The sequence below is a fragment of the Blattabacterium cuenoti genome, from assembly GCF_014251815.1.
GTDB classification, from domain to species: Bacteria; Bacteroidota; Bacteroidia; order Flavobacteriales; family Blattabacteriaceae; genus Blattabacterium; species Blattabacterium cuenoti_E.
Genome location: NZ_CP059202.1, coordinates 390,194 through 407,346 on the forward strand (window position 1 = coordinate 390,194; position 17,153 = coordinate 407,346).

The window sequence follows — 17,153 nt, forward strand, 5'->3', positions numbered from 1 at the left end:
TTAATTTTAATAATATACAAAAAAAATTATTATCTGGTATATCTGTTGCTACGATATTTCATCATCATTAATTCATCATAATGATAATTTAACAGATATATATTCACTTGTTGTGAAATATCTAAAATGACTCCCACTACAATTAACAATGATGTCCCTCCATAAAATAACGCAAAATTTTGCGTAAACCCCATACGAAAAACTATGGAGGGCAATATTGCTATTATTGCTAATAAAATAGCTCCAGGTAATGTTATTTTTGATAAAATATGATCTATATACTCAGCGGTTTCTTTTCCAGGTTTAATTCTAGGTATATGTCCTCCATTTCTTTTTAAATCATCAGCCATTCTATTTACTGGAATAGCAATAGCTGTATAAAAAAAAGTAAAAACTATAACTAATATGAAAATAGTTAAATTATACCATAATCCATAAATATCTTGAAAAAGATAAAAAAAACTCTTAAGTTTTATGTTATTGACATAATCGGAAAAAGTTAATGGAAATAACATAATAGCTTGAGAAAATATAATAGGCATAACACCAGCTGCTGTCATTTTTAACGGAATATACTGATGTTTCTTACGAATTAATTGAGAATCTAAACCTAAAGATTTATAGTGAGAAACATATTGTACTGGAATTTTCCTAATAGCTTGAATAATTATAATAGAAAATAAAACAACTAACAACCACAATAAAAATTCAAGAAATAAAACTATTAATCCTCCATTTCCTGTTTCTAATTTACTGAAAATTTCTTTGCTAATAGCATCTGGAAAACGTGCTATTATTCCAGACATTATAATTAATGAAATTCCATTCCCTATTCCTTTATCTGTTATTTTATCTCCTAACCACATGGTAAATAGAGTTCCTGAAGTTAAAATCATTATTCCTATAACCCAAAACATCCCTTTTCCATAAAAACTGTTTAAATTAATTAAATAAGCAGTTTTTGAAGAAGAAAAAGGAATAAATTGTTTGGTTAAAGAAATAAGATATACAGGAGCTTGTACGAAACATATACCAACAGTTAACCATCTAGTGATAAAACTAATTTGTTTTCTTCCGCTTTCTCCATCCCTTTGTAATCTTTGTAAATAAGGAATAATTATACACATCAATTGTATTATAATAGATGCAGATATATAAGGCATAATTCCTAGAGCTAAAACTGATGCGCGATTAAAAGCGCCACCTGTAAAAGAGGATAAAATTTGCATTAACCCCTTAGAACCTGAATTAAATTTTTCTATAAAATCACTAATTCCCAAAGGATTAATTCCTGGAAGAGGAATATAAGCCCCGAAACGATATACTAATAATAAACTTAAAGTTATTATTATTTTTTTTCGTAATTCTTTTACATTCCAAATATTATAAAAAGTTATTATAAAGTTATTCATAATAATTTTTTACATAAACACAGCTTCCCCTCCTATCTCTTTAATAGAGGATAAAGCTCTTTTACTAAATTTATATGCATATATTTTCAGTGGAAAAAAAAGTCTTCCCCTTCCTAAAATTTTAATAATATCGTTTTTTCTAGCTAAATTATTTTTGACAAAAAAATCTTTATTAATAATATTTACTTTTTTTTCTTGTTTTTGATTAATTTTATCAATACAATTTTGAATTGTATCTAAATTAACCCCAACAATCTTTTTTTTTAATATGACATTTCTGCTTTTAAATCCAAATTTAGGGATTCTTCTTTGTAGAGGCATTTGTCCTCCTTCAAATCCCTTTTTTTTAGAAAAACCAGACCTAGATTTTGCTCCTTTATGTCCTCTTCCACAAGTTCCTCCTTTTCCTGAACCTTGTCCTCTTCCTAATCTTAATTTTTTTTTTCTGGATCCACTATTTGGATGTAAAAAACTAATATTTAAATTATTTTTATCCATCATATACTTCTTTTATAGTAATCCCTCTTTGTTTTGCTATAATATGAACGTCTCTCATTTTGCTTAACGCTTTAATAGTAGCTTTTATAACATTATGATGATTGGAAGACCCCTTAGATTTAGATAAAGCATTTCTTAAACCTGCAGCCTCAAGAACAGCTCTTAAAGGTCCTCCTGCAATAATTCCTGTTCCGTCAGAAGCTGGTTTAATAAGGACATGTGCTCCTCCATATTTAGCCTCTTGTTCATGAGGTATAGTTCCATTTGAAATACATACTTTACAAAGATTCCTTTTAGCTTGTTCTCCAGCTTTGTGAATAGCATCAGGAGCTTCTTTAGATTTTCCAAAACCATAACCTACTATTCCATTTTCATTTCCTTTTATAACAATAGCGCTAAAACTAAAGTACCTTCTTCCTTTAGTCACCTTACATACTCTTGTTACTCCAACCAACTTTTCTTTTAACTCTGTATATTTTATTTTTTTATCATACATATTTTAAAATTCTAATCCTACTTCTCTAATCCCCTCAGCCAAAGATTTAACTCTACCATGATACAAATATTTTCCTTTATCGAATACTAATTTTTTTATTTTCAACTTCTTAGCTCTCTCCCCTAACACCCTTCCAACTTTATAAGCTAATTCTGTTTTGTTTTTTTTATATTCATAAAATTTTGTCTCTTTTGAAGAAGATGAAACTAAAGTTTTTCCGGATAAATCATCAATTATTTGCACATATATTTCTTTATTACTTCTAAAAACGGAAATTCTAGGTCTATTTGGATTTCCAAAAACTTTTTTTAATTTTTTTTTTTTCATTTTTTTAATTATTTCTAAGCGGATTTTCCTGCTTTTCTTCGAACTTCCTCTCCGAAATATCTTATTCCTTTTCCTTTATAAGGTTCTGGCTCTCTTAAAGATCTAATTTTTGCAGACATTATTCCTAATAATTGTTTATCGTAAGATTTCAAAATAATAATAAAATTCTTACCTTTTTCAGACTGAATTTTTATGTCAATTTCTTTAGGAATTTGCATCATAATATTATGAGAGTAACCCAAATTTAAATCCAAAATATCTTCTTTGTAAGAAGCTCTATACCCAACTCCTACTAATTCTAATTTCTTATGAAACCCTTCTGAAACTCCTATAATCATATTGTTGACTAACACATGATATAGACCATGTAAAGATTTACATTTTTTACTATCATTATTTCTAATAATAAATAACTGGTTTTCTTTCAAATTAAATTGAAATTCTTTTGAAATTTTTTGACTTAAACTTCCTAAAAAACCTTTAACAAATATTTCATGATCAATAATTTTTACATACACATTTTTAGGAATAGAAATAGATTTTTTTCCAATTCTAGACATTTTTAATGCTTTATCAATATACGTAACATAGTATTTCCCCTCCTATTTTTTTCTTTCTTGCCTGTTTATCTGTAATAATCCCACTAGAAGTGGAAATTATAGCAGTCCCTAACCCATTCAATACTCTAGGTATATCTTTATATTTACAATACTTTCTTAATCCTGGTTTACTGATTCTAATAATTTTTTGAATAACAGGAGTTTTTCCTTTATAATACTTCAAAGCTATTTTAATTCTTTTTTTATCTTTTTCTATTTTATAATCCAAAATATATCCGTTTTCTAGTAAAACACGAATAATTTCTTCCTTCATTTTAGAAGATGTTACCTCAAGTAGGTTATGTTTCGCAAAACTAGCGTTTCTAATTCTAGTTAAAAAATCAGCAATTACATCCATATAAATAAGTATTATTTTACCAACTTGCTTTTTTAACTCCAGGAATAAGTCCTTGAGAGACTAAATTTCTAAACACGATACGAGATACTCCGAATTGACGCATATATCCTCTACATCTACCGGTAATAGTGCATCTATTTCTCAAACGAACAGGAGAGGCGTCTTTAGGAAGCTTTTGCAACAATTCATAATTTCCAGCCTTTTTTAAGGCTTTTCTTTTGTTTGCGTATTTTAATACCATTTTTTCTCTTTTTCTTTGTCTTGCTTTAACAGATTCTTTAGCCATTTTATTTTTTTTTAAAAGGGATTCCAAATAAAGATAAAAGACTTTTGGCTTCTTCATTTTTTTTTGCAGAAGTTACAAATGTAATATTCATTCCCATATTTTTTTTGATTTTATCAATATTTATTTCTGGATAAATCATTTGTTCCATTATTCCCATATTATAATTTCCATGATTATCAAAACTACTTTCTTTTACTCCATTAAAATCTCTTACTCTGGGTAAAGAAACAACAATAAGTCTTTCCAAAAACTCGTACATTTTTGTTCTTCTTAAAGTCACTTTTACCCCTATAGGCATTCCTTTTCTAAGTTTAAATCCTGATTCATCATGTTTAGAATAACAAAAAATAGCTTTTTGCCCTGTAATATTTGTTATTTCATTTACTGAATAATCTATTATTTTTTTATCAAAAATAGACGACCCGACTCCTTGATGGATCACTATTTTTATTAATTTAGGCACTTCCATAATAGAACTATATCTAAATTTTTTCATCAAACTGGGAACTATTTTTTCTATATAAAATTTTTGTAATCTAGATCGATAAATCATTTTTCTATTTCTCTATTTTAATTTTTTTTAAATTAGATAGATGTATAGGTGCTTCTTTTTCTAGAATCCCACCTTTAGGTTTCTTTGGAGTCGGTTTAGTATGTCTTTTAACCATATTTATTCCACGTATAATAGCTTTATTTTTTTTTGAAAATACTTTTAAAATTACCCCTTCCATTCCTCTATGATTTCCCGATAAAATTAATACTTTATCTTCTTTTTTTATTTTTTTCATAAAAAAATATTTTTATAAAACTTCTTGTGCCAAAGAAATAATTTTCATGTATTCTTTTTCTCTGAGTTCTCTTGCTACTGGACCAAAAACTCTTGTTCCCATTATCTCTCCAGAAGCATTAATTAATACACAAGCATTGTCATCAAAACTGATGTAAGATCCATCTTTCCTTCTGGTTCTATTTTTTGTTCTGATTACTACAGCTTTACAAACTTGTCCCTTTTTAACCGTGGTTCCTCCAGAAGCAGCTACCTTTACAGTTACCACTATAGTATCACCTAATGAAGCATATCTTTTTTTTGTCCCCCCTAAAACTCTAATAACTAAAGCCTCCTTAGCTCCTGTATTATCCGATACTTTACATCTAGATTCTTGTTGTAACATTATTAGATTTTTCTAATATACTAACTATTCTCCAACACTTTCTCTTGCTCATCGGACGCGTTTCCATTATGCTTATTTTATCTCCATTTTTAGAGATATTCTTTTCATCATGTACCATGTATTTTTTATTCTTTGTAATACTTTTTCCATAATACCTATGTTTTACTTTTTTCGTTTCATATACCACAACAGTTTTATCCATTTTATCACTAATAACTATTCCTTGTCTTTGTTTTCTAATACTTCTGATTTCTTTTTTATACTTATTTTTTTTTGTCATTGATTTTTTTGTTATACTCAGTTTTTAATTTTGCAATATCTTTTCGTATAAATCTAATAATCATAGGATTTTTAAGAATTTTAATATTATGATTGAATTTCATATTTTGATAATTTCTTTGTGTTTCATTAATTAGTTTTATTAAATCATGAATAGATAAATTTTTCATATTTAAACCACTCATAATTTTATTTCATTAGAATAAATAAATTTCATTTTTATAGGAAGTTTTTGGGCCGCTAATCTTAACGCTTCTCTAGCTACATTTGTTTCTACTCCATTTACTTCAAATAATATTCTACCAGGTTTAACTACAGATACCCAAAATTCAACAGGCCCCTTTCCCTTTCCCATACGTACTTCTTGGGGTTTTTTTGTAGCAGGTTTATCAGGAAAAATATTAATCCACAATTGCCCTTCTCTTTTCATGTATCTTGTAGCAGCAATTCTTGCCGCTTCTAGTTGTCTAGAAGTTATCCAAGCACCTTCTAAAGCTTTAATTCCATATAAACCTCTAGAAAGAAAAATACCTTTTTTAGCATTTCCACGAATTCTTCCTTTTTGTTTTTTCTTATATTTTGTTTTCTTTGGTTGTAACATTATTATTAAATAATAACTTAATGAATATATAAATAATGGAAAAAATTTATTTATTTTTTTTCCTATAGTTTTTTTTCCCTTTCTGTTTTTTCTGAATTTCTAATAATGGAGACAATTCTCTTTTTCCATATATTTCTCCTTTCATTATCCACACTTTAATTCCTATACTTCCATAAACAGTATGAGCAACAGCCATATGATAATCTACATCAGCACGAAAAGTTCCAAGAGAAATTCTACCTTCTTTGTAGGTTTCACACCTTGCCATTTCTGATCCATTTAATCTTCCAGAAATCTGGATTCTTATACCTTGAGCATTCATCCTTATAGCAGAAAGAATAGATAATTTGATTGCTTTTTTATAAGAAATGCGATTTTCTAATTGTCTAACTAAACCTTTAGCAACTAAAGGAGCATCTAATTCAGGACGTTTTACTTCTGAAATATTAATCTGAACCTCTTTTTTAGTAAGCTTTTTTAATTCTTTTCTTACTGTATCTACTTCATCTCCTCTCTTTCCTATTACAAGAGCAGGCCTTGATGTTCTAATAGTAATTGTTATAAATTTTAAAGTTCTTTCTATAAAAATACGGGAAACTATTCCTTTCGGAAATCTAGCTTCTATATATCTCCTTACTTTAAAATCTTCTTGTATTCTATCCTTATAATTCTTACACCAACTAGATTGCCATCCTGTTATAATTCCCAGACGATTCACAATTGGATTTGTTTTTTGTCCCATAAAAAATTATGTTTCTTTTTTTTTTTCTAGAAAAACTATAATATTACTTGATCTTTTTCTTATTCTATGTCCTCTTCCTTGAGGAACAGGACGTAATCTTTTTAAAGTTCTACCTTGATTAATTCTAATTTCTTTTATATATAAAAATTCTATTTTTTCAGAGTAAGATTGATAATTCTTTTTTTTCCAGTTAGATAATAAAGAAAGAAGAAGTGTTTTAAAAATAAAAGAAATTCTTCTTTTTTTGCTATAAGTTAACAAATCCAAAGCTTGAAATATTTCTTTATTTCGAATTAAGTTTGCTATCAACCTCATTTTTCTAGGAGAAGTTCTAACTCCATTTAAAGAAGCTGAAGCTATATTGGTTTCTTCTTTCATATTATCCTAATTTTTGGTTTTCAATTTATTTTTAGATCCAGAATGTCCTCTAAAAGTACGAGTAGGAGAAAACTCACCGAGTTTATGTCCAATCATATTTTCTGTAACATATACATTAATAAATTGTTTTCCATTATGAACAGCAAAAGTTTGCCCTACAAAATCAGGTAAAATAGTGGAAGGCCTAGACCAAGTTTTAATTATGGTTTTTTTATCTAATTTAATATTATTTAATACTTTTTTATATAATTGTTGAGATACATATGGTCCCTTTTTTAAAGATCTTGCCATAACTTATAAAGTTTTTATTTTTTTCTTCTTTGCAAAATATATCTATTAGAATATCGTTTTCTAGAACGAGTTCTAAATCCTTTAGCAGGTTTTCCTTTTCTATTTCTGGGTATTCCTCCAGAAGCTTTCCCTTCTCCTCCTCCCATTGGATGATCTACAGGATTCATAGCTACACCTCGTGTTCTAGGTCTTTTTCCTATATGTCTTTTTTTTCCAGCTTTTCCATATGTTTCCAATTGATGATCCGGATTAGAAACAATACCAATTGTAGCCATACAAGTATTCATTATCATTCTAACCTCTCCAGAAGGAAGCTTAATTGTTGCATATTTTTCGTCTTTTGCAAACAATTGAGCAAAAGATCCAGCACTTCTTGCTATTTTTGCCCCTTGCCCTGGCTTAATCTCTATACAAGATATATTAGTCCCTAAAGGGATATCACTTAAAAAAGTAGAATTTCCTATATTGAAAGGTATATTTTTTCCAGAAACAACTTTTTGACCCACTTTAAACCCTTCCATTGTCACAATATACCTTTTTTCTCCATCCTCATAATGAAGTAAAGAAATAAAAGAAGAACGATTAGGATCATATTCTATAGATTTTATAACAGCAGGAATACCAAATTTTTTTCTTTTAAAATCTATTATTCTATATTTCTTTTTATGCCCCCCTCCAAAATAACGCATCGTCATACGACCCATATTATTTCTTCCTCCGGATTTTCGCATTCCTTTTACTAAAGTTTTTTCACAACTATAATTTGTAAGTTGATCAAAACAATTCATAATTCTAAAGCGTTGACCAGGTGTTATAGGTTTTAATTTTTTTATTGACATTAAATTTCTTTTTTATTGAAAATATCAATTTTTTGATTTTCGTAAAATTGAACAATAATTTTTTTTATTTTATTAGTTTTTCCATAAATGAATCCTTTTTTAGTATACTTAGATTTATCCTTTCTGGGGTAAATCATTGTTCTAATATTTTTTACAGAAAATCCAAATAATTTTTCTATCTCTTTTTTAATTTGAATCTTATTATAATTTCTGTTCACAGAAAAAGTATAAAAATTATATTTTTCTCCTTTATAAGACTTATCTGTGATAAAAGGTTTTATTAAAAACATATTTATATCGATAAAAATTGATAAATTCTATGAATAGAATTTTCAGAAAAGATAATATATGGAAAATTTATCAGTGAAAAACAATCTAATTCGTTTACACTTAATAATTTAAAATTTCTTAAATTTCTAGAAGACAAATACAAATTTGTATTTGTTTCTCCAATTACCATTAATGATTTTTTATTTTCTAATCGTAAAGATTTCAATAAATTTAAAATAAATTTTGTTTTTGGAACATTTAATTTGAAATCTTCAAGAATCATAACTTTATGATGTACTAATTTTTGTTCTATAAGAAATTTTCTGACTATATTTTTAGTATGTTTATTGATTTTTATAAAGTATTTTCTGGGTTTAGGCCCAAAAACTCTCCCCCCCCCTCTGAAAATAGGATTTTTTATATCTCCTTTTCTAGAACCTCCAGTCCCTTTTTGTCGATGCAATTTTTTAGTACTTCCCGACAATTCTCCTCTTTCTTTAGACTTATGTGTTCCTTGACGTTGAGCTGATAGAAATCTTTTGATTTCTAAATGTAAAGGATGATTATAGGATTTTTTTAAAAAAATATTATCGTTAAATTCTATTTTTTTATTAGTACAATTTCCTTTTTCATCTAAAATTTTTAATTCCATTCTTTTTTTTGAATCATTAAGTATGAATTTTTATTTCCTGGAACAGAACCTTTTAAAATTAGGATATTATGACCAGGATCTATTTTCAATATTTTTAAATTTTTTATAGTTACGCTTTTTTTTCCCATTTTTCCAGCCATTTTTTTTCCTTTGAAGACACGTGAGGGATCAGATCCAGCCCCTATTGATCCTGGAGCTCTTAAACGATTGTGTTGCCCATGTGTTCTTTCTCCCACTCCTGAAAAATTATGCCTTTTGACTACACCTTGGAATCCTTTTCCTTTAGAAATTCCTTTTACATTCACCAATTCTCCTTCTTTAAAAATATCAATCGTAATTGAATTTCCCAAAATAAAATCAGAGACTTTATTCATTTTAAATTCCAATAATTTTTTTTTAGGAGATAATCCTGCTTTTTTAAAATGACCAAATAAAGATTTATTAGTTCTTCCAATATTTTTATCATCTACCCCCAATTGAATCGAAGAATAACCATCATTTTCTTTTTTTTTTATCTGAACAATACAACAAGGGTTCACTTTTATAACCGTACATGGAACATTTTCCCCATTTACTAGAAATATGTTAGTCATTCCTATATTTTTACCTATTAATCCAATCATATATTTATTATACTTTTATTTCTGCTTCCACTCCACTGGGTAATTCCAGTTTCATTAATGCATCTACTGTTTTAGATGAAGCGTTATGAATTTGCAGAAGTCTTTTATGAGTGGGAAGAAAAAATTGTTCTCTCGATTTTTTATTTGCATGAGGAGAACGTAATACCGTAAATATTTTTTTTTCAGTAGGTAAAGGAACCGGTCCATTTAATACAACTCCTGTAGGAAGGACAGAATTTACAATTCTTTCGGCTGATTTATCTAACAAATTGTAATCATAAGATTTCAATTTAATTTTTATATTATGACCCATAGTATATCAGTTTTTTCTACTATTATTTTTATTTCTGCTTTTGTTTTCTATAATTATATTTTCTATTATATTTTCAGGAACTGTATCATAATGAGAAAATTCCATAACAGAAGTCCCTCTACCAGAAGAAAGCGTTCGTAACACAGTTACATACCCAAACATCTCAGATAGTGGGACTAAAGCTTGAATTACTTTTATATTATTTTTACTATTCATGTTTTGTACAATTCCTCTTCTCCGATTTAAATCCCCTATTACATCTCCCATATTTTCTTCTGGAATCAAAACTTCTAATTTCATAATTGGTTCTAATAAAACGGGTTTAGCTTTTTTAGCCGCTTCTCTAAATCCTAATTTTCCTGCTAATTCAAAAGATAGTTGATCAGAATCAACGGAATGGTAAGATCCATCTAAGATAGTAACTTTAGCGCTATCTATTTCATATCCAGATAAAGGTCCATTTTTCATCATCTCTCTAAATCCTTTTTCTATAGAAGGAATATATTCTTTAGGTATATTTCCTCCTTTTATTTTATTAATGAAAACTAAACCGGATTTTCCTATATTCCCCGGTTCTAATCTAAACAATATATCTGCATATTTACCTCTACCTCCTGTCTGTTTTTTATAAATTTCTCTATGTTCTACTAAATCCGTTAAAGCTTCTTTGTATTCTACTTGAGGTTTTCCCTGATTCACTTCTACTTTAAATTCTCGCTTCATTCTATCTACAATTATTTCTAAATGAAGTTCCCCCATTCCAGAAATGATAGTTTGACCTGTATAGTTGTCTGTTCTTACTTGAAAGGTAGGATCTTCTTCCATTAGCTTTGATAAAGCTAAACTCATTTTATCTATATCAGACTTATATTTAGGCTCAATAGCCAAACCAATTACTGGTTCTGGAAATAATATTTGTTCCAATAAAATTGGATATTTTTCATCACATAAAGTATCACCTGTTTTAATATCTTTAAATCCGACTACAGCTGCTATATCTCCAGCTCCAATTTTGTTCACTGGATTTTGTTTATTTGCATGCATTTGGTATATTCTAGAAATACGTTCCTTATTTCCTGATCTAGCATTAAAACTATAAGACCCAGATTCTATTTTTCCAGAATAAACTCTGAAAAAAGCCAATCTACCAACAAAAGGATCACTTGCAATTTTAAAAGCCAAAGCAGAAAAAGGTTCATTTTCATTAGGTTTTCTTTTTTCTTTTTTTTTATTAATCGGATTAATTCCAATAACATCCTTAACATCAAGAGGAGAAGGTAAATACCTACATATGGCATCTAATATAGATTGAACTCCTTTATTCTTGAAAGAAGAGCCACATAAAATAGGAATTACTTTCATTTTTATGGTATTTTCCCGCAGGGAAAAAATAATTTCCTCTTGTGATATAGAAGAGTAATTTTCGTCTCCATACAAAAATTTTTCCATGATTCTATCATCATGTTCAGATAACGTTTCAAGAAGTTGATTTTGATAATCATAAACCAAATTTTTCATATCATCTGGAATAGGAACTCTCTGATATGTCATTCCATAATTTTTTTCGTCCCATATAATAGCTTGATTAGCTATCAAATCTATGACCCCTCTAAAATTATCTCCAATACCAATAGGTATTTGCAAAGGAACTGGATGAGATCCTAAATTTTTACGAATTTGAGAACAAACATTAAAAAAATCGGATCCTTGACGATCCATTTTATTTACAAAAGCTATCCTAGGAATAGAATATTTATCAGCTTGTCTCCATACAGTTTCTGATTGAGGTTCGACACCGTCTACTGCACTAAATAAAACAACCATTCCATCCAATACTCTCATAGATCTCTCTACTTCTACAGTAAAATCTACATGTCCTGGGGTATCTATAATATTAATCTGATATTTTTCTTTATTATACATCCATTCACAACATGTTGCTGCAGAAGTTATAGTTATTCCACGTTCTTGTTCTTGCTGCATCCAATCCATAGTTGCAGCCCCATCATGAACTTCTCCTATTTTGTGATTTATACCTGTATAAAACAAAATTCTTTCCGTAGTAGTAGTTTTTCCTGCATCAATATGCGCCGCTATTCCTATATTTCTCGTATATTTTAAATCTTTTGCCATAAAAATTAAAATCTAAAATGCGAAAAGGCTTTATTTGCTTCGGCCATTTTATGAATATTTTCTTTTCTTTTTACTGCTTCACCTTGCTCTTGAAAAGCATCCCATATTTCATATGCCAATTTATTTGCCATCGTTTTCTCCGTCCTAATAGAAGCACAAGATATTAACAATTTCATTGCTTTTGTTATTTTACTGTTAGAAGAAATAGGAGCAGGGACTTGAATGTTAGATCCCCCCATACGACGACTTATAACTTCTACATGAGGCGTCACATTTTTTAATCCTTCTTTCCATATTTCTAATGCAGATTTTTCCTCTTTTTCTTTAATAATGTCGATTTTATTCATGGCATTATAAAATATATTATAAGCTATATTTTTTTTTCCATTTTTCATTATATGATTCACAAAACGTGTTACCAGAGGATCATTAAATTTAGGATCCGGAAAATATACCTTTTCTTTTTTTTTAACTTTTCTCATTGATAGTTTAATCTTTTTTATTTAGCTACTTTAGCACCATACTTGCTTCTGCTTTTTTTTCTCCCATTCACTCCAGCTGTATCTCTAGCCCCCCGTACTATTTTATATTTTACGCCTGGTAAATCCTTAACTCTTCCGCCTTTAACTAATACGATAGAATGTTCTTGAAGATTATGTCCTTCTCCTGTGATGTAACTAATTACTTCTCTCCCATTTGTAAAACGTACACGAGCTACTTTTCGCATAGCCGAGTTAGGTTTTTTTGGTGTAGTAGTATAAACTCTGGTACAGACTCCTCTTTTTTGAGGACAAAATTCTAAAGCCACAGATTTCCGTTTTTTAGAGACAGAAGCCCGTCCTTTTCTAATTAACTGCTGTATAGTAGGCATATATCCTGTATTTAAAATGCAAATTATGTTATTTAACAATAAATTACAAAACTTAATGATTTAATAATCAAAAAAATCATTTATACTATTATATATACTATAAATCGTCAATTCCAATTTTGGGATTTTGGAAATGGTTTTCTTCTAAAGATTTAATATTAAGTTCTTTGTAAATGTAACGGAAAGTTGAAAGTAAACAAGGGGATCCATCTACTATAGCAACATTATGTTCATAATGAGCTGAAATTTTATTATCTAGAGTACTAACTGTCCATCCATCTTTGTGAAAGATTATTTTAGATGACCCAATGTTTACCATCGGTTCTATAGAAAGGACTAATCCTTCTTTCAATTTAAGACCTTTCCCTTTCTTTCCAAAATTTGGAATTTTGGGATCTTCATGCATATTTTTTCCCAATCCATGTCCCACAAGATCTTTTACAACATTGTATCCATTTTTTTCAATGAAGGATTGAATCGAATAACCAATATCTCCAATGCAATTTCCATATTTACAATTAGATATTCCAATATACAGAGATTTTTTAGAACAATCTAAAAATTTTTTTTTATGAAAAGAAACTTCTCCTACCTCAAAAGTATAAGCATGTTCTCCATAAAACCCATTCATATAAACACCGCAATCTATAGATAATATGTCCCCTTCACATAAAGGTTTTTCATTAGGAATTCCATGTACAACTTGATTATTTGGAGAAGCACATAAAGTGTTGGGAAAATTATATAACCCCAAAAAAGCTGGTGTACCTCCATGATTACGAATAAAATTCTCTGCCAGTTTATCTAAATAAATAGTATTAATCCCTGGCTTGATTTCTTTAGCTAACATTCCTAATGTTTTAGAAGCTAGAGAGGCACTTTTTTTTATTAAGATTATATCTTCGATAGTTTTTAATTGTATCAAAATTCAATTATTTTATTTTTATGATCATAGAGCTCCCACTCATAATTTTAGGAATAGGTAAATTCATTAATTGTAAAATAGTAGGAGCCACATCTGACAAAATACCTTCTTTTTTTAAAAAAATATTTCGTTTTTTTATATTTTCATCTAAAAGAATAAAAGGGACTAAAGATGTAGTGTGAGTTGTGTTAGGCGTCCCATCTGAATTTATCATATAGTCTGCGTTTCCATGATCTCCTACTATAACAACCGTATAAGAATTCTGTATAGCTACTTCAGAGCAAGATTTAACACATTTGTCAACAAATTCACATGCTTTTATTGTTTCCTTCATTTTACCGGTATGTCCCACCATATCCGGATTCGCAAAATTTAAACAAATAAAATCTGATTGTTTTCTTTTTAATTCAGGAACAATTTTTTTTACAATATTTTCTGCACTCATTTCAGGTTTTAAATCATAAGTAGATACTTTAGGGGATTGACATAAAATTCTTATTTCTCGATCAAAAGGAGTCTCTCTTCCTCCTGAGAAAAAAAAAGTAACATGCGGATATTTTTCTGTTTCAGCTATACGTATTTGTTGTTTCCCTTCTTTTTCTAAAACTTCCCCCAAAGTATCTGATAAATATTCTTTTTCAAAAAGAACATGAATTCCACGATATTTAGGATTAAAACAAGTCATAGTTATGTAACAAGACAGATCTAATTTTTTCATTTCTGAAAAAATAGAATTGTTTCCTGTTAAAAGTTCTGTAATTTGCCTAGAACGATCAGAACGAAAATTAAAACAAAAAACAACATCTCCATCTTTTACTCTCGATATAGGAAACCCATTTTTGTCAACAATAATCAAAGGAGATAAAAATTCGTCCGTTATTCCATTATTATAAAATTTTTTTATAGATGAAATGATATTTTTAGTGTAAATCCCTTTTGAGTAAACCATTGCATCATATGCTTTTTTAGTTCTTTCCCATTTATGATCACGGTCCATTGAATAATATCTTCCAATAACTGAAGATAATTTTCCAACATATTGTTTAGTTACATTTAAAAGTTGTTGAATATAAAAAACACTCTTCTTGGGAGAAGAATCTCTCCCATCTGTAAAAACATGTAGAAAAACATCTCTAATTTTTTTTTGATGAGCTATTTTAAGTAAATAAAAAAGATGATCCATATGTGAATGAACGCCTCCATCAGATAATAATCCAATAAAATGAATTCTTTTTTTTGAAATAGAAATTTTATCAAAAAAAACATTTATTTTTTTTAAAAATGAATTATTTTTTATAGAAATATTAATTTTTTCTAAACTTTGAATAATTTTACGTCCAGATCCCAAATTAATATGACCCACTTCTGAGTTTCCCATCTGTCCTTCAGGCAATCCAACATCACATCCTGATGCTCTAAGCTTACTAGAAGGATAATTTTTGTAACAATAATCAATAAATGGAGTATAAGCTTGTTCTATTGCAGAAGAATAATAATTACGATAAGATGATAGCCCCCAACCATCCAAAATAATTAACATTAGTTTTTTCATTTAAATGCTTACTCTTTTAAAAAGATTTATTCTTAAATTTTTATCATATTTTCCCAAATATTCTCCAACAGTTATTTTGCTATCCTTTACAAATTTTTGATTCATAAGAGTATTCTCTAATATAAATTTTTGAATTCTACCTTCAATTATTTTGTTTTTTATAAAATCAGATTTATTTTCTTTTTGAATTTGACATTTAATAATGTCAATTTCTTTGTTCATCAATGAACTTGGAATTTGTTTCTCATTAATAGCTATAGGATTCATAGCTGCTATGTGCATTGCTATGTCTTTAGCTATAGATCTATTTACTCTATTGGAAAAACCGACTAATGTAGCGATTTTATTAGTATTGTGAGTATAATTCATTACAAACGAAGAATCTACCTTTTCAAAAATTTTAAACTCTAATTTTTCTCCTACAACTCCCATCTTGTTTATTATCATTTTTTGAACACTGTCGTATTCATTATATGAACTACGTAGAAAATCAATTTTAGTATTGAATAATAATGACTGTTTTGAAAGTATGGATAAAAAATTCAAAAATTCAGGACTCTTGGATAAAAAATCAGTTTCACAACTGATTCCTATGATTGTTCCATAAGAATGATCGGAATTAACCGAAGCAATAAGTGCTCCATCTTTCATATGATGAAAAAAACGGTCGATTGCTATTTTTTCTCCTTTTTTTCTTAAAATATGTATAGCATTCTCAATGTCTCCATTAGATTGAATTAGTGCTTTTTTGCAATCCATAATCCCAATACCTGTTATCTTTCTAAGTTTATGAACTACCTGTATAGAAATCTTCATAATTTTTTGTTTATAGTGTTTTTATCTTCACGTTCATTTTTAATGGAAACTCCATGTTGAATTGCTTCTGATACAAATCTCAAAATAACATCTATAGACTTAGAAGAATCATCATTGGATGGGATGGGGTATTGAACATCATTAGGGTTTGTGTTAGTATCCACCATAGCAAAAATGGGTATTTTTAACTTTTGGGCTTCAGTTAAAGCTATTTTTTCTTTATTTGGATCTACTAAAAAAATACCACCTGGTATATGGTTCATATTTGAAATGCTTCCTAAATTTTTATATAGTTTTGCATATAATCGATTAATTAACAGTCTTTCTTTTTTAGATAAAGTATCAAAAGTTCCATTTTTTTTCATTTTTTCTATATTGTTCATTTTTTTTACAGATTTTCGAATGGTTGTAAAATTCGTGAGTAACCCTCCTAACCATCTTTCTGTTATACAAGGCATATTAATGGTTTTTGCATAATGAAGGACCTTTTCTTTAGCTTGAGCTTTTGTTCCAACTAACAATATTTTTTTTCCATTTTTTGCTATTTGTTTTAAACCATTACAAGCTTCCTCCAATTTTAAAACTGTTTTTGATAAATCTATAATATGAATTCCTCCTTTTTTCATAAAAATAAAAGGACGCATGTTCGGATTCCATTTTCGTGCAATGTGTCCAAAATGAACGCCAGCTTTCAATAAATCTTCAGTATTGATTTTCATT

The 17,153-nt window shown here is 28.4% G+C and carries 28 protein-coding genes; all 28 read right to left on the reverse strand.

Going from position 1 to position 17,153, the window contains the following annotated elements; all coding sequences use genetic code 11:
• Nucleotides 1-29: 29 nt before the first annotated feature.
• Nucleotides 30-1,412 carry a preprotein translocase subunit SecY gene (gene secY / locus H0H54_RS01875; protein WP_185863046.1) on the reverse strand — a complete coding sequence of 461 codons (1,383 nt, stop codon included), beginning with the start codon at nucleotides 1,410-1,412 and terminating at the stop codon, nucleotides 30-32.
• 9 nt (nucleotides 1,413-1,421) lie between these two features.
• Nucleotides 1,422-1,910 carry a 50S ribosomal protein L15 gene (gene rplO, locus H0H54_RS01880; RefSeq protein ID WP_185863541.1) on the reverse strand — a complete coding sequence of 163 codons (489 nt, stop codon included), beginning with the start codon at nucleotides 1,908-1,910 and terminating at the stop codon, nucleotides 1,422-1,424.
• A complete protein-coding gene (rpsE, locus tag H0H54_RS01885) occupies nucleotides 1,903-2,406 on the reverse strand; it encodes a 30S ribosomal protein S5 (RefSeq protein WP_185863047.1) in 504 nt (167 codons plus the stop codon). Before rpsE ends, rplO begins: the two co-directional genes overlap by 8 nt.
• A gap of 3 nt (nucleotides 2,407-2,409) precedes the next feature.
• Nucleotides 2,410-2,733 carry a 50S ribosomal protein L18 gene (gene rplR / locus H0H54_RS01890; RefSeq protein WP_185863048.1) on the reverse strand — a complete coding sequence of 108 codons (324 nt, stop codon included), beginning with the start codon at nucleotides 2,731-2,733 and terminating at the stop codon, nucleotides 2,410-2,412.
• 14 nt (nucleotides 2,734-2,747) lie between these two features.
• The gene (gene rplF, locus H0H54_RS01895) at nucleotides 2,748-3,293 is read right to left on the reverse strand and encodes a 50S ribosomal protein L6 (RefSeq protein WP_185863049.1); all 546 of its coding nucleotides are present in this window, start codon (nucleotides 3,291-3,293) and stop codon (nucleotides 2,748-2,750) included.
• 13 nt (nucleotides 3,294-3,306) lie between these two features.
• Nucleotides 3,307-3,696 (reverse strand): 30S ribosomal protein S8, encoded by a 390-nt coding sequence (rpsH, locus tag H0H54_RS01900; protein WP_202983698.1) that lies wholly within the window; start codon nucleotides 3,694-3,696, stop codon nucleotides 3,307-3,309.
• A gap of 10 nt (nucleotides 3,697-3,706) precedes the next feature.
• The gene (gene rpsN, locus H0H54_RS01905) at nucleotides 3,707-3,976 is read right to left on the reverse strand and encodes a 30S ribosomal protein S14 (protein ID WP_185863051.1); all 270 of its coding nucleotides are present in this window, start codon (nucleotides 3,974-3,976) and stop codon (nucleotides 3,707-3,709) included.
• Nucleotide 3,977: 1 nt separating this feature from the next.
• Complete coding sequence (gene rplE / locus H0H54_RS01910) at nucleotides 3,978-4,529, reverse strand: 50S ribosomal protein L5 (protein ID WP_185863052.1); 552 nt, start codon at nucleotides 4,527-4,529, stop codon at nucleotides 3,978-3,980.
• Nucleotides 4,530-4,533: 4 nt separating this feature from the next.
• Nucleotides 4,534-4,764, reverse strand: coding sequence for a 50S ribosomal protein L24 (rplX, locus tag H0H54_RS01915; protein WP_185863053.1), 231 nt, complete (start codon nucleotides 4,762-4,764; stop codon nucleotides 4,534-4,536).
• A gap of 12 nt (nucleotides 4,765-4,776) precedes the next feature.
• Nucleotides 4,777-5,148: a 50S ribosomal protein L14 gene (gene rplN, locus H0H54_RS01920; RefSeq protein ID WP_185863054.1), complete on the reverse strand. Its 372-nt coding sequence runs from the start codon at nucleotides 5,146-5,148 to the stop codon at nucleotides 4,777-4,779.
• Nucleotides 5,129-5,428, reverse strand: coding sequence for a 30S ribosomal protein S17 (gene rpsQ, locus H0H54_RS01925; protein ID WP_185863055.1), 300 nt, complete (start codon nucleotides 5,426-5,428; stop codon nucleotides 5,129-5,131). Before rpsQ ends, rplN begins: the two co-directional genes overlap by 20 nt.
• Nucleotides 5,412-5,612, reverse strand: a complete 201-nt coding sequence (rpmC, locus tag H0H54_RS01930) for a 50S ribosomal protein L29 (protein WP_185863056.1) — start codon at nucleotides 5,610-5,612, stop codon at nucleotides 5,412-5,414. The genes rpsQ and rpmC overlap by 17 nt, the downstream gene beginning before the upstream one ends.
• Entirely contained in the window at nucleotides 5,609-6,028 is a 420-nt protein-coding gene (gene rplP / locus H0H54_RS01935; protein WP_185863057.1) for a 50S ribosomal protein L16, read from the reverse strand. Before rplP ends, rpmC begins: the two co-directional genes overlap by 4 nt.
• Before the next feature lie 46 nt (nucleotides 6,029-6,074).
• Complete coding sequence (gene rpsC, locus H0H54_RS01940; protein ID WP_185863058.1) at nucleotides 6,075-6,770, reverse strand: 30S ribosomal protein S3; 696 nt, start codon at nucleotides 6,768-6,770, stop codon at nucleotides 6,075-6,077.
• Nucleotides 6,771-6,776: 6 nt separating this feature from the next.
• The gene (locus H0H54_RS01945; protein ID WP_185863059.1) at nucleotides 6,777-7,148 is read right to left on the reverse strand and encodes a large ribosomal subunit protein uL22; all 372 of its coding nucleotides are present in this window, start codon (nucleotides 7,146-7,148) and stop codon (nucleotides 6,777-6,779) included.
• A 6-nt stretch (nucleotides 7,149-7,154) separates the two neighbouring features.
• Nucleotides 7,155-7,439, reverse strand: a complete 285-nt coding sequence (gene rpsS / locus H0H54_RS01950; RefSeq protein ID WP_185863060.1) for a 30S ribosomal protein S19 — start codon at nucleotides 7,437-7,439, stop codon at nucleotides 7,155-7,157.
• A gap of 14 nt (nucleotides 7,440-7,453) precedes the next feature.
• Nucleotides 7,454-8,278 carry a 50S ribosomal protein L2 gene (gene rplB / locus H0H54_RS01955; protein ID WP_185863061.1) on the reverse strand — a complete coding sequence of 275 codons (825 nt, stop codon included), beginning with the start codon at nucleotides 8,276-8,278 and terminating at the stop codon, nucleotides 7,454-7,456.
• Complete coding sequence (locus H0H54_RS01960) at nucleotides 8,278-8,568, reverse strand: 50S ribosomal protein L23 (RefSeq protein WP_185863062.1); 291 nt, start codon at nucleotides 8,566-8,568, stop codon at nucleotides 8,278-8,280. Before H0H54_RS01960 ends, rplB begins: the two co-directional genes overlap by 1 nt.
• Before the next feature lie 2 nt (nucleotides 8,569-8,570).
• The gene (rplD, locus tag H0H54_RS01965; RefSeq protein WP_185863063.1) at nucleotides 8,571-9,200 is read right to left on the reverse strand and encodes a 50S ribosomal protein L4; all 630 of its coding nucleotides are present in this window, start codon (nucleotides 9,198-9,200) and stop codon (nucleotides 8,571-8,573) included.
• Complete coding sequence (rplC, locus tag H0H54_RS01970; protein ID WP_185863064.1) at nucleotides 9,191-9,823, reverse strand: 50S ribosomal protein L3; 633 nt, start codon at nucleotides 9,821-9,823, stop codon at nucleotides 9,191-9,193. The genes rplD and rplC overlap by 10 nt, the downstream gene beginning before the upstream one ends.
• A gap of 7 nt (nucleotides 9,824-9,830) precedes the next feature.
• Nucleotides 9,831-10,136, reverse strand: coding sequence for a 30S ribosomal protein S10 (gene rpsJ / locus H0H54_RS01975; RefSeq protein WP_022565056.1), 306 nt, complete (start codon nucleotides 10,134-10,136; stop codon nucleotides 9,831-9,833).
• Nucleotides 10,137-10,142: 6 nt separating this feature from the next.
• Nucleotides 10,143-12,269 carry an elongation factor G gene (fusA, locus tag H0H54_RS01980; protein WP_185863065.1) on the reverse strand — a complete coding sequence of 709 codons (2,127 nt, stop codon included), beginning with the start codon at nucleotides 12,267-12,269 and terminating at the stop codon, nucleotides 10,143-10,145.
• A gap of 5 nt (nucleotides 12,270-12,274) precedes the next feature.
• Nucleotides 12,275-12,751 carry a 30S ribosomal protein S7 gene (gene rpsG / locus H0H54_RS01985; protein WP_185863066.1) on the reverse strand — a complete coding sequence of 159 codons (477 nt, stop codon included), beginning with the start codon at nucleotides 12,749-12,751 and terminating at the stop codon, nucleotides 12,275-12,277.
• Nucleotides 12,752-12,768: 17 nt separating this feature from the next.
• The gene (gene rpsL, locus H0H54_RS01990) at nucleotides 12,769-13,140 is read right to left on the reverse strand and encodes a 30S ribosomal protein S12 (RefSeq protein ID WP_185863067.1); all 372 of its coding nucleotides are present in this window, start codon (nucleotides 13,138-13,140) and stop codon (nucleotides 12,769-12,771) included.
• Nucleotides 13,141-13,237: 97 nt separating this feature from the next.
• Nucleotides 13,238-14,065, reverse strand: coding sequence for a type I methionyl aminopeptidase (gene map / locus H0H54_RS01995; RefSeq protein WP_185863068.1), 828 nt, complete (start codon nucleotides 14,063-14,065; stop codon nucleotides 13,238-13,240).
• Between the two features lie 7 nt (nucleotides 14,066-14,072).
• Nucleotides 14,073-15,617 carry a 2,3-bisphosphoglycerate-independent phosphoglycerate mutase gene (gene gpmI, locus H0H54_RS02000; protein ID WP_185863069.1) on the reverse strand — a complete coding sequence of 515 codons (1,545 nt, stop codon included), beginning with the start codon at nucleotides 15,615-15,617 and terminating at the stop codon, nucleotides 14,073-14,075.
• Complete coding sequence (tsf, locus tag H0H54_RS02005) at nucleotides 15,618-16,433, reverse strand: translation elongation factor Ts (protein ID WP_185863070.1); 816 nt, start codon at nucleotides 16,431-16,433, stop codon at nucleotides 15,618-15,620.
• The gene (gene rpsB, locus H0H54_RS02010; protein ID WP_185863071.1) at nucleotides 16,430-17,152 is read right to left on the reverse strand and encodes a 30S ribosomal protein S2; all 723 of its coding nucleotides are present in this window, start codon (nucleotides 17,150-17,152) and stop codon (nucleotides 16,430-16,432) included. Before rpsB ends, tsf begins: the two co-directional genes overlap by 4 nt.
• Nucleotide 17,153: the final 1 nt, after the last annotated feature.